Origin of the sequence: Rhizobium sp. BK399, assembly GCF_014194695.1 — a bacterium.
Classification (GTDB): domain Bacteria; phylum Pseudomonadota; class Alphaproteobacteria; order Rhizobiales; family Rhizobiaceae; genus Rhizobium.
This window is the reverse complement of the sequence record NZ_JACIAH010000001.1, coordinates 1,174,262-1,188,349: the sequence shown is the minus strand read 5'-3', so window position 1 is coordinate 1,188,349 and position 14,088 is coordinate 1,174,262. Positions and strand designations below refer to the sequence as shown.

The following is a 14,088-nucleotide window of genomic DNA, read 5'->3' as shown; positions in this document are numbered from 1 at the left end:
TATCCGCGACAGGAGGGACGAATTCTAGGATCGGTCCAGATGTCGGGGAAAATTTGCCGAGATTCTTTTTTTGTGAATATGTCTCACAAATTTCTGCGAGCAGAAAATTCGTACCTCTTTTGAGGTATTTCTAACCTATCAATTAGCAGTAAATTATGGCGATGTTCCGTAACGGTAGGTAAACAATTTCACAAAAAGGCCATTTTTAGGGAGATCTTTCCATTCGCCAAAAATTGCGCCACCGCGGCGTATTTCGAGGGGAGGGGAACCATGCAATCCGCATTTTCCATCGCACTCGCCGGCCTGTTCTGTCTGTCGTGTTTCGACAGCGCCGACGCGCAGAATGTCAGAAGAGTGACAATCCCGTCGCTCAAACACAAAGAAACGCTCGCCTACTCGCTGCAGACCGTCAGCGTTCAGGCGAACTGCTTCCCGCCGCAGCTGCGCGGCATTCTCACCTACATAGCCGCTAAGACCGGTCGCCGCCCGATCGTAACCTCCGGGTTTCGCTCGCGTGGTCGATCGCATTCCCAGCATCGCAGTTGCGCTGCCGCGGACATTCGAATTCCCGGGGTATCCGAACGAACGATCATCGCGATTGCCGCTTCGGCTCCCGGCATCGGCGGGATAGGCCGCTACTGCAACGGGATAGTGCATGTCGACATCGGCCCCAGCCGACGATGGACCTATTGCTGAAGCATGCCGGACCGCTTAGCCGTCCACCTTTGCGGTCGGCTTGCGGTTCAGGTTGCGACGGATCATGCCGAGGTTCGCGCCGCCGATCAGGAAGGCTGTCGCGAAGTAGACAGCCATGGCGATGACGATCAGAAGGCCGAGCGTGCCGACCTTCGTCGCCAAATGCGCGCTCGAGGCAAGCCACGGCTCCCAGCGGTGCTGAAGGTACATGATGACGCCGCCCATGACGGCCGCGGAGACGACCAGCAGCGCCGCACGCCGCGCCAGCGCCCATTCCCAGATGAGGTGACCGCGGCGCAGCAAAGTCGTGAACAGAAGCACGGTGCTGATCCAGCCTGCCGTTGCTTCCGCAACCGCAATGCCGGGAGCGCCGATGAACGGGAACAGCGTCAAAGCCGTCGCACAGTTGACGCCAACGGCAACGGCGGAAAAACGCATCGGCGTCCTGGTGTCCTCGCGCGCATAGAAACCCGGCTGCAGCGCCTTGATCAGTACGAAGGCAGGGAGACCGACGCCATAGACCGCGAGGATGGAGCCGACGATCGCCGTGTTTTCCTGATGGAAGGCGCCACGTTCATAAAGGACGCGGATGATCTCGTCGGAGAGGATCCAGAGCGCAAAGGCGGCCGGGATTGTCAGGAACAGAACGAATTCCATCGACCGGTTCTGCAAGTTCGCCGCCTCGCGCAGATTGCCGCCCTTAAGCGCGCGCGCCAATTCCGGCAGCAGCACCACGCCGACGGCAACGCCGACGACGCCGAGCGGCAGCTGGTAGATGCGGTCCGCATATTGAAGCGCGGCGATCGCACCCTCCTTGCTGGAGGCAATCGCCTGGCCGATCATCTGGTTGATCTGGGTGATGCCACCGGTGACGGCGGCAGGCACCGCGAGGATCAGCAGCCGCTTGACGTTCGGCGTAATGCGGGGAAAGCGTAACCCGATGCTCATGCCGGCATGCAGGACGCCGAGATAGACGACGACGAGCTGTAGGATGCCCGCGACGAGCACGCCCCAGGAGAGATACCAGGCTGTCTGCAGCGGTTCAGCGCCGGTGTAGAGCGCGTAAAACAGCGCCCCGATCATCACCACGTTGAGGAAAACCGGGGCGATGGCTGCGGCGAAGAAGTGATGCAGCGAGTTCAGCATCCCGCTCATCATCGCCGTCAGAGACATGCACATCAGATAGGGGAACATCACCGCCGCCATGCGGACGGTAATCGAGAATTTTTCCGCATCGTCGGCAAAGCCCGGCGCGATGACGAAGCGCACGAGCAGCGGCATGCAGAGTTCCATCACGATGGTGATGAGCAGCAGCACCGAAAACAGCACGCCGAAGACTTCCTCGGAGAAGCGCTTGGCTCCGTCAGTGCCGTTCGCTTCGATTTCCTTGGCAAACAGCGGCACGAAGGCGGCGTTGAACGCACCTTCGGCAAAGAGCCGTCGGAAAAGGTTCGGAAACCGGAAAGCGGCATAGAAGACGTCGGCCATCGGGCCGGTGCCGAGGGCCGCGGCCATCAGCGTTTCACGGGCAAAGCCGAAGATGCGGCTGCCGAGGGTGGCGCCGCCGACGGTGGCGAATTTTCTGACGAGGCTCATGCGATTGGGCTCATGCGGGCGAATCCGCCTTCTTGTCTGTCTGCATCGCGGCCCGGACAGGAGTCGGTTGCGCGATGATGCCGGAAGGCATCCGTTCGCGCAGTTCGTCCTGTTCCTCGGCCATGACGGCCTTGAGGCGTGCGGTGATGTTGGCGCGCTTGCTGTCGCCCGAGATCTTCTGGCCGACGAGGTCGGTCACGTAGAAGGTGTCGATCACCTTCTCGCCGAAGGTGGTGATCCGCGCCGATTGAATGTCGAGCGAAAGGTCCGAGAGAACCGCGGTGATTTCCGAGAGCAGGCCCGGCCGGTCAAGGCATTCGACCTCGATGACGGTGAACTTGTTCGACAGGCTGTTGGAGATGTTGACCGACGGCGGGATGACGAAGGCCTTGCTCTTCTTGCGGTTCTTGGTCCGTGTCGCAATTACCTCGGGCAGCCGCTTGCGGCCGGAAAGCACGTCTTCGATCATACGCCCGATCGTGCCGGCACGACGCAGCTCGTCGGCGTCGTCCTTGAACTCGCGGCTGACATGGATGGTATCGAGCGCGCGGCCGTCCGAGGTCGTGAAGATCTGCGCATCGACGATGTTGGCCCCCGCCGCCGCGCACGCACCGGCGATGACGGCAAGAAGGCGCGGATGGTCCGGCGAGAGCACGGTGATCTCGGTGATCGCGTGGAAACTGTCGGTGCGCACCATCGTCGCCAGCGCCTGGCCCGCCTTGTCCGCCTGGCGGATGAAGCCGGCGTGCCGCACCTGGTCTTCCAGCGGAACCGAGAGCAGGTAGGGCTGATAGTGCAGCTTGCTGTAGATCTTGCGGTCCTTCTGGCTCCAGTCGGAGAGCGCATTGTAAAGCGCTTCGGCCGCGAAGTTGGCGCGCTCCTTGCGCGACACTTCCGAGAAGCCGCCGGCAAGCAGCAGTTCGGTTTCGTAGTAGAGTGTGCGCAGCAGCTGGCCCTTCCAGCCATTCCAGACGCCGGGGCCGACGGCGCGGATGTCGCAGATCGTCAGGATCAGCAGCATCTTCAGCCGGTCAAGCGACTGCACCACATCGGCAAAGTCGGTGATTGTCTTGCGGTCGGTCAGGTCGCGGGTCTGCGCGACCATCGACATCGCCAGATGCTCCTGGATCAGCCAGACGACCATCTCCGTCTGCTTCTGCGACAGACCAAAGCGAGCGCAAAGCTTGCGGGCGACGCGGGCGCCGGCAATCGAATGGTCCTCCTGGCGGCCCTTGGCAATGTCGTGCAGCAGCACCGCGACATAGAGCGCCTCGCGGTCTTCAATGCCGGGCATCAGTTTGTTGGCAAGCGGATGCAGATCGTCTGCCTTGCCCTTGTCGATTTCCGAGAGCACGTCGACGGTGCGGATCAGATGCTCGTCCACCGTATAGTGGTGGTACATGTTGAACTGCATCATCGCGACGATCTTCCCGAACTCCGGGATGAAGCGGCCGAGCACGCCGGCTTCGTTCATACGGCGCAGGATCAGCGCCGGGTCGCGCTTCGAGGTCAGGATCGACATGAAGAGGCGGTTTGCCTCGTCGTTCTCGCGCAGATTGTTGTCGATGAGGCTGAGCGAGCGGGTGACGCGCTTCAGTGCGTCCGGATGGAATTCCAGCCCGTTGATATCGGCGACATGGAACAGTCGAATGATGCTGATCGGATCCCGCTTGAACACATCGGGGCTTGCAAGCGCGATGCGGCCACGATCCTCGACGAACTCGGTGCTGCCGGCGATCTTGCGGCTGCGGTGTGCGAAGCGGCTGATGACGCCGGTCAGACCCGGCGTCGACTTCGCCTGCTGATCCTCGAGCGCCGCGCAGAGAATGCGCGTCAGGTCGCCGACATCCTTGGCGACAAGAAAATAGTGCTTCATGAAACGCTCAACGGCCGAAAGGCCAGGGCGCGCATGGTATCCGAGTGCTTCGGCAATCTCGCGCTGGATGTCGAAGGACAGCCGCTCCTCTGCCTTGCCGGTCAGGAAATGCATGTGGCAGCGCACCGCCCAGAGGAAGTCGTCCGCCTTCTGGAACAGGTGATACTCGTGCTTGGAGAGGACGCCGAGCGGCACGAGCTCAGCCGTGTCGCGGACGTGATAATAGTATTTCGAGATCCAGAAGAGCGTGTGCAGGTCGCGCAGGCCGCCCTTGCCTTCCTTGACGTTCGGCTCGACCAGATAGCGCGTATCGCCGGCCTTGCGGTGGCGCTCGTCACGCTCGGCAAGCTTGGCGGCGATGAATTCGGGGCCGGTGCCGGTGACGATTTCCTTGTCGAAACGCGTCTCAAGCTGCGTTTCCAGCGCGCGCAGGCCGCAGATGTAGCGCATCTCGAGGATAGCCGTACGGATAGTCATGTCGGACTTCGACAGTGCGATGCACTCTTCCAAGGTGCGCGTGGCATGGCCGACCTTGAAGCCCATGTCCCAGAGGACATAGAGCATGAATTCGACCGCCTTGTGCGTTTCCTCCGCCGGCTTCGGCTGGAACAGGAACAGGAGGTCGATGTCGGAGCCCGGCGCCAGCGTGTCGCGGCCATAGCCGCCGACGGCGGTGACGGCGAACTTGTCCTTCTGCTTCGGGAAGACGTGCGCGCAGACGAACTCGTAGAGAACCGTGATGATCTGGTCCTGCAGCCAGGAAATCCGGCGGGCGCAATTGATGCCGCTGCCATCGGCCGAAAGCAGCTCGCGCGCCTTCTGCCGACCCTCGCTGCTCGCCTTTTTGAGGATCGCCAGCAGATCCGACCGCATGACGTCGGGCCGAGTCTTGTTGGCCTCGGCGACCGCGTCGCACATCTTCCGGAGATAGTCGGTGTCGAGGATATCGGAGAAATCGATTTCGTTCGTCGTCGCCATGCGCGGGGCGGCTTCCTCTTCGCGCGGGGCAGCCGCTTCGTGCTGCACCTCTCGTTTCGTCTGCATGCGCTATAGCCTCTTTGCCCACCGATGACACGGGCTTTCCTACTGCAGAACGTTTAATTTTGGCGAAAAGGTGTTGCCGCGCCTGAAACCTGCGGCTTCAACCCATCAGGCGGCGATCTGCGCCCGCACGGAATAGAGCACCTGCCGCGTTTCGCTGGTGATCGCCTCCAGGGTCTCTTGGTCGCACTCGCGGTAGCCGGCTTTGGCGACACAGGAGGAGAGTTCCAGAATCCTGGCGCAGCAGCGGATGATTTGCAGCAGGCCGAACGGCGAGGCCCAGCCACGCGGATTGCCGCGCTCGTCGGCAAGCCGCAGCGCTTCAAGCGCGCTGAAGATCGCCGCAAGCCTTTGGGTCTCGTTGAACAGCCGGTCCATGAACATCGGTCAGCCCTGCTTCAGCTTCTTCTTGAGCTCGTAGAGCGCGTCCATGGCTTCGCGTGGGGTCATGTCGTCGAGGCTCATGCCCTTCAATGCTTCCTCGACCTTCGAGGGACCGCGATTGGAATCCTCGCGGCGCACTGCCACTTGGAAGAGTGGCAGGTCGTCGATGAGCTGGCTTGCCGGGTTCTTGCGGTCGGCGTCCTCGAGCCGCGTCAGCACATCGCGGGCGCGGGACACTACGGAAGCCGGCAAGCCGGCAAGCCGGGCGACCTGGATGCCGTAGGAGCGATCGGCGGCACCGGGACCGACTTCGTGCAGGAAGATCACGTCGCCGTCCCACTCCTTCACGCGCATCGTCGCATTTGATAGCCGCGCAAGCTTTTCCGAAAGCACCGTGAGTTCGTGGAAGTGGGTTGCGAAGAGACCGCGGCAGCGGTTTGCTTCGTGCAGATGCTCGACGGCGGCCCAGGCGATGGAGAGGCCGTCGAAGGTTGCGGTGCCACGGCCGATTTCATCGAGAATGACCAGGGAACGGTCGGTCGCCTGGTTGAGGATCGCCGCCGTCTCGACCATTTCGACCATGAAGGTCGAGCGACCGCGCGCCAGATCGTCAGAGGCGCCGACACGCGAGAACAGCCGGTCGACGATGCCGATATGGGCCGAGGTGGCCGGCACGAAGGACCCCATCTGCGCGAGGATCGCGATCAGCGCGTTCTGGCGCAGGAAGGTCGACTTACCGCCCATGTTCGGGCCGGTCAGCAGCCAGATCGCGCCATCCTTGCCGTCGGAAACGGGCGAGAGATCGCAGTTGTTGGCGACGAACGGGCCTGACGATTGCCGCCTGAGCGCCTGTTCGACCACCGGATGGCGGCCGCCCTCGATCGCAAACATCTTCGAGCCATCGACGAGTGGTCGGCAGTAGGCCTGTTCGTCGGCAAGCAGCGCCAGGCCAGCAGCAACGTCGATGACGGCCAGTGCGCGGGCGCCCGCCTTGATTGCCTCCGCTTCGGCTACGACGGAATCCGTCATGCGGTCGAAGGCCGCCAGTTCGATCGCGAGCGCCTTGTCGGCCGCATTGGCGATCCGGCTTTCCAGATCAGCAAGCTCGGTCGTCGTGAAGCGCATCGCGTTCGCCATCGTCTGGCGGTGGATGAAGCGCCCCTTGGCCTCGGGCGTATCGGTCATCGGCCCGGCATTGCCGGCGGTCACCTCGATGAAGTAGCCAAGGATATTGTTGTGCTTGATCTTCAGCGACTTGATGCCGGTTTCCTCGGCATATTGCAGCTGCAGGCCGGCAATCACCCGACGCGATTGATCGCGAAGCGCCCTGACCTCGTCAAGTTCGGTATTGGCACCGTCGCGCAGGAAGCCGCCATCGCGCTTCAATAGCGGCAACTCGTCGCCGAGCGTCTCGGAAAGCAGTATCGCAAGGCCGGAGGGCAGGGCCTGAAGGCTGGAAAGCGCAAGCTGCAGTTCTTCCGGCAGCAGCGCGTCGGACAACAGCCGACCGATATCGCCCGCAGCATTCAGACCTTGGCGGATGGCGGCAAGGTCGCGGGGCCCGCCACGGTCGAGCGCCAGGCGCGAGAGCGCGCGCGGCATGTCCGGAACATGCTTGAGATGGTGGCGCAGGTCGCCACAAAGCGACGGCTCCTCCATCAGGAAGCCGATGGAATCCAGACGCTCATTGATGCGGACGGGATCGGTCAGCGGCGACATCAGCCGTTCGGCAAGCAACCGTGCTCCGCCACCGGTGACGGTGCGGTCGATCGCCTTCAGCAGGGAGCCGTTGCGATCGCCTGACAGCGTGCGGGCAAGTTCGAGGTTGGCGCGGGTCGCCGGATCGATGAACAGCGTGGACGCGCCGCTCTCGCGCTCCGGCCGTCCGAGCGGTGGCCGTTCGGCGATCTGCGTCTTCTCGACATAGGCGACGGCCGCAGCAGCGGCAGCAAGCTCGGCACGCGAAAAGGTGCCGAAGCCGTCGAGTGTCGAGACATTGAAGTAGCGTGCGATCCGCCCTTCGGCCGTGGCACTGTCGAAGAGCACAGCCGGCTGCGGAACGGCGGTGCGACCCAGCACGTCGAAAACAGGCTTCAGTTCGGGATCGTGAAAGATAGTATCGGGCACGATCAGTTCGCGCGGGTCGATACGCAGGATATCGGCAAGCAGCCGCGAGCCTTCAGTCTCGGCCAGCCGGAAAATCCCGGTCGAAATGTCGATCCACGCAAGCGCCAGCACAGGCTCGGCGCCGGCGCGAATCCGGGTAAGTGCCATCAGATAGTTCGATTCCGATGGTGAAAGCAGCTTTTCCTCGGTGATCGTGCCCGGCGTCACCAGGCGGACCACGTCGCGCTTCACCACCGATTTCGAGCCACGTTTCTTGGCCTCGGCCGGGTCTTCAACCTGCTCGCAGACGGCAACCCGGAAGCCGAGTCCAATGAGTTTCTGCAGATAGTCGTCGGCCGCATGCACCGGCACGCCGCACATCGGGATGTCCTGCCCCATGTGCTGGCCGCGCTTGGTGAGCGTGATGCCGAGCGCACGCGAAGCGTCCAGCGCATCCTCGAAGAACAGCTCGTAGAAATCGCCCATGCGATAGAACAGCAGCGAGTCAGGGTTGTTGGCCTTGATCTCGATGAATTGCTCCATCATCGGCGTTGCCGAGGCACGGCTTTCTTCCGTGGCCAGTTCGGCAGCCGAAAAGGCTTCTATTCCAGTGTCTATTCGTTCGTTCACGGAGATGCATTTTTTCCAAAAAAGAGGTGCCAACCCTAGCTGCCCGCCGCTATAGATGACAACTGCGATTGAGGAAGAGCAAGGCGTCACCCACAAGACGTTGGAGGAAAAATGCCCGATACCGAGAAGAAGCAGCGGCCGGTTACATCTGTAACCGACAACGAGGCTCTTGAGTTCCACGCCATGGGGCGGCCCGGAAAGCTGGAGATCAACGCCACGAAGCCGATGGCGACGCAGCGCGATCTGTCGCTTGCCTATTCGCCTGGTGTGGCCGTTCCGGTGAAGGCAATCGCCGCCGATCCGGCGACCGCCTATGATTACACCACGCGCGGCAACATGGTTGCGGTCATCTCCAACGGCACGGCGATCCTCGGCCTCGGCAATCTCGGCGCACTGGCTTCGAAGCCAGTGATGGAGGGCAAGTCGGTGCTCTTCAAGCGCTTTGCCGACGTCGACTCGATCGACCTCGAAGTCGACACCGAGAATGTCGACGAATTCATCAATTGCGTGCGTTTCCTCGGACCTTCCTTCGGCGGCATCAATCTCGAAGACATCAAGGCGCCCGACTGCTTCATCATCGAGCAGCGCCTGCGCGAGCTGATGGACATTCCTGTTTTCCATGACGACCAGCACGGGACGGCGATCATCGCGGCTGCCGGCCTCATCAACGCGCTGGAATTGACCGGTCGCGACCTGAAGACGACGAAGCTCGTCTGCAATGGTGCCGGTGCCGCCGCCATCGCCTGCGTCGAACTGATCAAGGCGATGGGCTTCGCCCCCGAGAATATCGTTCTTTGCGATACCAAGGGTGTGATCTATCAGGGCCGCACTGAGGGCATGAACCAATGGAAATCGGCGCATGCGGTCAAGACCAAGGCACGCACGCTCGAGGAGGCCATGAAGGGCGCGGATGTCGTCTTCGGCCTCTCGCAGAAGGGAGCCTTCTCGGAGACGATGATCCGCTCCATGGCCGATCGTCCGATCATTTTTGCCATGGCCAACCCCGATCCGGAAATTACCCCGGAAGAGGTCGCGCGCGTCCGCGACGATGCCATCATGGCAACCGGTCGCTCAGACTATCCGAACCAGGTCAACAACGTTCTCGGCTTTCCCTATATCTTCCGCGGCGCGCTCGATGTTCGTGCGACCACGATCAACGACGCCATGAAAATTGCGGCCGTCGAGGCGCTGGCAAACCTCGCCCGCGAGGACGTGCCTGACGATGTCGTTGCCGCCTACCAGGGCAACCGCCCGCGCTTCGGCGCGCAGTACATCATTCCGGTGCCGTTCGATCCGCGGCTGATCTCGGCGATCCCAGTTGCCGTGGCGCAGGCAGCGATGGATAGCGGCGTCGCCCGCAAGCCGATCGCCGACATGGCAGTTTATGCCCGCGAGCTGTCCGCCCGTCGCGATCCCATCGCCTCGACCTTGGCGAGCCTTTACGAGCGCGTACGCCGCCGCCCGAAGCGGGTGGTTTTTGCGGAAGCGGAAGAAGAGCAGGTCATGCGCGCAGCAATGTCCTATGCCAACCAGGAACTCGGGACGGCAATCCTGCTTGGCCGCGAGGACCTGATTCAAGCGACCGCGGAACGCGCCGGTATCGATCTCAATCGGCCGGGGCTGGAAATCGTCAACGCGCGCATCTCCACCCGCGTCGAAACCTATGTCGACTATCTCTATGCGCGCTTGCAGCGCAAGGGCTACCTGCATCGCGATGCCCAGCGCCTGATCCACCAGGACCGCAACCACTTCGCCGCCTGCATGGTGGCGCTTGGCGACGCCGACGGAATGGTCACCGGTATCACCCGCAACTATTCGACGGCGCTCGAAGACGTGCGCCGCTGCATCGATATGAAGCCGGGGCACCGCGTGATCGGCGTATCGATTGCGCTCTGCCGCGGCCGAACAGTGTTCGTCGCCGATACGGCGGTTCATGACATGCCGAACGCCGAGGAGCTCGCTGATATCGCTGTCGAGGCCGCAGGCTTTGCGCGTCGCATGGGCTATCAGCCGCGTGTTGCCATGCTGGCCTATTCGACCTTCGGCCACCCGTCGGGCGAACGCTCCGAGCGTGTGCGCGAGGCTGTAAAGATCCTCGACAAGCGTCGCCTTGATTTCGAGTATGACGGCGAGATGGCGGCTGACGTGGCGCTGAACCGCAGGGTGATGGAGCAGTATCCGTTCTGCCGTCTGTCAGGGCCGGCCAATGTGCTGGTCATGCCGGCTTTCCATTCGGCAGCGATCTCAACGAAGATGCTGCAGGAACTCGGCGGTTCGACCGTCATCGGCCCGATCCTCGTCGGTCTCGACAAGGCCGTTCAGATCACCTCGATGGGCGCGAAGGATTCCGATATTGTCAACATGGCGGCGATCGCGGCCTACACGGCCGGATCGTGAAATAAAGACGGAGCGGGAGGCATCCTCCCGCTCCGTCTTTTCATCCGTTTGAAATCAGCTCGCGAACCGTCCGGCGTCGGCGCCGTAATAGTTTAGGTAGCGATCGGAGATGCTTGATATCGGCAGGACGATCAGAACATCCGTCGTGTTGAAGGCCTTGTCGACCACGGCGGTCGAACCGACCATGGCGCCAAGGCGCAGATAACCCTTGATCAGCGGCGGCAGTGCCATCAGGGCCCGCTTCGGGTTGACGGCTTCGGCCGGCATCAGATCCATATCGCGAGCCAGATGCGGAAGGGCGCTGACCGCCCACTCGTCCTTGGCGGCGACGTTGTGATGCAGGAAGGAAAGTGCCAGCGCATGGCTTTCCGGATGGATACCCGGGAAGGACGCGCAGCCGAACATGGCGCTCATGCCATGCTTCAGCGCATAGGCCCAGTTGCCCTGCCACAGAAGCTCGACCGTACGCTTGGTGCGGTAATCAGGCAGCACGCAAGAGCGGCCGAGTTCCATGAACCGCTTATCCGGGTGGCGGGCCAGCAGCTCGTCGATGGCGAATTCCGAAGCCGAGTAAAAGCCGCCGTTTGCCATGGCAACTTCCTGCCGGAGCAGGCGATAGGTGCCAACGATCTGGTCCTCGCTGTCGCCCTCGATCGAGCGGTCGAGCACGAGCAAATGGTCGCAGAACGCATCGTAGGAATCGAAATCGCGTTTGCGGCGCATGGCTTCCTGTGAAAGCTCGGCACCCATTTCTTCGACGAAGACACGGAAGCGAACGGCCTGTGCGGCGTCGATCTCGCTGGAACTACGGGCGAGGCGGGTCTCGAGATTGCCGATGCGGCCGAGAATGTCGCCTTCCTTTGGCGCAAGCGTGCTCGACGGCCGATGAACCTCGGCGACGGCGGCACAATTGAAAGCGTCTGCGGACATGGCGATTCTCCCGTTGCCGGCTTTTGACACGCCATAAAACACTTATGTACGACAGGAAAGTGACATCATGTCGCCGTCACACTTAAGCAGCGTGCCGGTCTCTCGGTGGTTACCGTGCTTCCGCGCGGCGGGCCGAAAGCGCAGCAACGGCTTGGACTTCCGTCAGCAACCTTATCGGGTCAACTGGCTTTACCATGACGCGGTTTGCGCCATTCAGCAAGACCTGTCTACGGGATTCGTCGCGCTTGTCGGCGGTCAGCACGATGATCGGGACCGGGGGAACATCAAGCCGGCGCTCATGTCCGCGTAGCCGGCCAAGCATGTCGATGCCATCGCCGCCCGGCATGGAAAGATCGCTGATGACGATATCGGGGCGTGCGCTTCCTTCCGACAGCGCGCAGTCGAGAAGCGTTTCGAAGTGGTCGACATGCTGGACGGTATGGCCGGCTTTCTCCAACATGGCGCGAATGAGCATCGCGTTGATCGGGTCGTCTTCGGCCAACAGGATTCGCAGCCCGCTCTGGATGCCCGCCTCCGGGATGACGACGCTGAATCCAGGCTGGTTGTCGTTCAGAGCGTCACGCTTCTCCATGCCGCGCATCCTGCCGCGCAATACGTCGATCAGCGACTGCTCTCGCAGCGGCCGTATCAGCCATGCGTCGAAGAGGTCGAGCGCATGGGCGTTGCGCTCCTCGGGGTTGACCAGGAAGATCTTGCGCAGCCCCAGTGCAGCGATTTCCGCGCGATCGGCGAGGTGGTCGGCAAATTCTCCCGACATGCGGTGGTCGACGATAATGTCCGTTGGCCGGCATCCGCGCGCCGTCATGGCAAGCAGCATCGCATGCGCGCTCTCGCCATCAGTGACCAGGTGGCAATCGCCGCCGAGCGTTGTGATCGTCTCAGAAATCGCCAAGCACGCCGCGCCGGGTGGCGCCAGCAGCAGGACGACGCTGCCGGCAAGCACCGTATTCCGGCGCGCGCGGTTTTCCTCCGGAATGTCGATCGGAAAGCGGATGCTGAACTCGCTGCCGGTGCCTCTTTCGCTCGAGACCGCGAGCGAGCCGCCGAACTCGCGCATGATGCGGGCAGAGATCGACAGACCAAGTCCCGTCCCGGCACTCTTGTCGACCGTGCTTCCGCCCTGCTCGAATTCACCGAAGATGCGGTTCTGTTCTTCCTCGGTCATGCCGGGGCCGGTGTCGTTGACGCTGATCAGCACACCATTGCCCTGCTGGGATGCCCGCACGAATACGCCACCCGCCTGCGTGAATTTAACGGCATTGCCGATGACGTTGAACAGGACCTGACGTAGGCGTGCCGGATCGAAGCTCATCAGTTCCGGCAGGTCGGAGGAAACGGTTGCGCCGATCTCGATGCCCTTTTCGTGGGCGCGGTGGGCGAGCATCTCGACCACGCTCTCGAGCAGCTTGCGCAGAGATTCTGCCCGGGGACGGAGCTGAAAACGACCGACCTCAATCGTCGAGAAATCGAGCAGGTCCTCGACCAGTTGCGTCAGTGCATAGCCGGATTGGCGAATGCCGGTGAGGTAGTTCTGCTGTTCCTGGGTCAGACGGGTCTCGCTCAGCAGGTGCGTCATGCCGAGGATGCCCGAAAGTGGCGTGCGGATTTCATGGCTGACGGTCGCAAGCAGCCGCGATTTCGCGGCACTGTTATATTCGGCTTTCTGCCGCGCCTCTTCGCGGGACTGCGCTGTTAGCCGTTCTTCGGTCACATCGCGGGCGATGCTCTGCAGCAACAGCCGTCCGTCGCCGGGATCGCGGGTCACGACGTCGCGCCAGACGTAGATGCGCTGGCCCTCAGGCGTCGAGATCTCCACCTCGAAGCGGTGCGGTGCGGGACCCGGACGAAAGGCGATCCCGATCTCCTCACAGGTCAGCCCTTCCGGATTGAGGCGACCGGTCAGCCGACGGAACATCTCGTTGGCGCCGACGATGCGCCGGTCCATGCTGCGTGTGACGGTAATGTCGCCAAGCGCGTCATGGATATCGGCGAAGAGAACCGCGCCTTGGCTCCACGCGGGAGAAACGCCAGTCGAGGGGCTCCGCGTGCTTCTCCGTTTGGTGGCCGAAAAGACTGCAAGAAGGGCCATGGCGGATAGGGCGGCAACGCCAAGCCCTATCGAAAGCACCGGGGAAATACCGGCTTTGGATATGGCAATGAGGATCAGACCGGCAACAAGCCCAAGTCCGCCCAACCACCATGACAGAAGCTTGCGGCCTATCCGGCGACGATGGGGTTGTGGCGAAACGAGCCCGGTTTGCGGGTCAACAGCATCCAAAATCCACGCGCCATGGCGACGAGCGGTACGCCGCCCAAATGCGGCGGCAAGTCTTTCGTGCAATTGACCGAGACTTTGCATGGTCGCGGGATAGCACAACGGCGGTTCCAAATGCCTTCAGCAAATCGCTAGG

At 62.2% G+C, this 14,088-nt stretch carries 8 protein-coding genes; 2 read left to right on the top strand and 6 right to left on the bottom strand.

Going from position 1 to position 14,088, the window contains the following annotated elements:
* Nucleotides 1–270 precede the first annotated feature (270 nt).
* On the top strand, nt 271–696 hold the full coding sequence (locus FHT97_RS05895; protein ID WP_183753229.1) for a DUF882 domain-containing protein: 426 nt from the start codon (nt 271–273) through the stop codon (nt 694–696).
* Between the two features lie 15 nt (nt 697–711).
* On the opposite strand, the gene murJ is transcribed toward FHT97_RS05895, so the two are convergent.
* The 4 genes from murJ to mutS all read right to left on the bottom strand — a co-directional run bounded on the left by murJ (nt 712) and on the right by mutS (nt 8,329).
* The gene (murJ, locus tag FHT97_RS05890) at nt 712–2,292 is read right to left on the bottom strand and encodes a murein biosynthesis integral membrane protein MurJ (protein ID WP_183860528.1); all 1,581 of its coding nucleotides are present in this window, start codon (nt 2,290–2,292) and stop codon (nt 712–714) included.
* Between the two features lie 10 nt (nt 2,293–2,302).
* Nucleotides 2,303–5,212 (bottom strand): [protein-PII] uridylyltransferase, encoded by a 2,910-nt coding sequence (locus FHT97_RS05885; protein ID WP_183860526.1) that lies wholly within the window; start codon nt 5,210–5,212, stop codon nt 2,303–2,305.
* A gap of 105 nt (nt 5,213–5,317) precedes the next feature.
* Nucleotides 5,318–5,593 (bottom strand): hypothetical protein, encoded by a 276-nt coding sequence (locus tag FHT97_RS05880; protein ID WP_183860524.1) that lies wholly within the window; start codon nt 5,591–5,593, stop codon nt 5,318–5,320.
* A gap of 3 nt (nt 5,594–5,596) precedes the next feature.
* Complete coding sequence (gene mutS, locus FHT97_RS05875; protein ID WP_183860522.1) at nt 5,597–8,329, bottom strand: DNA mismatch repair protein MutS; 2,733 nt, start codon at nt 8,327–8,329, stop codon at nt 5,597–5,599.
* A 111-nt stretch (nt 8,330–8,440) separates the two neighbouring features.
* On the opposite strand from mutS, the gene FHT97_RS05870 reads away from it, so the two are divergent.
* Nucleotides 8,441–10,726 carry an NADP-dependent malic enzyme gene (locus tag FHT97_RS05870; RefSeq protein WP_183860520.1) on the top strand — a complete coding sequence of 762 codons (2,286 nt, stop codon included), beginning with the start codon at nt 8,441–8,443 and terminating at the stop codon, nt 10,724–10,726.
* A gap of 54 nt (nt 10,727–10,780) precedes the next feature.
* Here the strand turns inward: FHT97_RS05870 and FHT97_RS05865 are convergent, their stop codons facing one another.
* Together FHT97_RS05865 and FHT97_RS05860 are read right to left on the bottom strand one after the other, a co-directional pair.
* Complete coding sequence (locus tag FHT97_RS05865; RefSeq protein WP_183753217.1) at nt 10,781–11,656, bottom strand: GNAT family N-acetyltransferase; 876 nt, start codon at nt 11,654–11,656, stop codon at nt 10,781–10,783.
* 109 nt (nt 11,657–11,765) lie between these two features.
* Nucleotides 11,766–14,036, bottom strand: a complete 2,271-nt coding sequence (locus FHT97_RS05860; protein WP_183860770.1) for an ATP-binding protein — start codon at nt 14,034–14,036, stop codon at nt 11,766–11,768.
* Between the last annotated feature and the right edge of the window lie 52 nt (nt 14,037–14,088).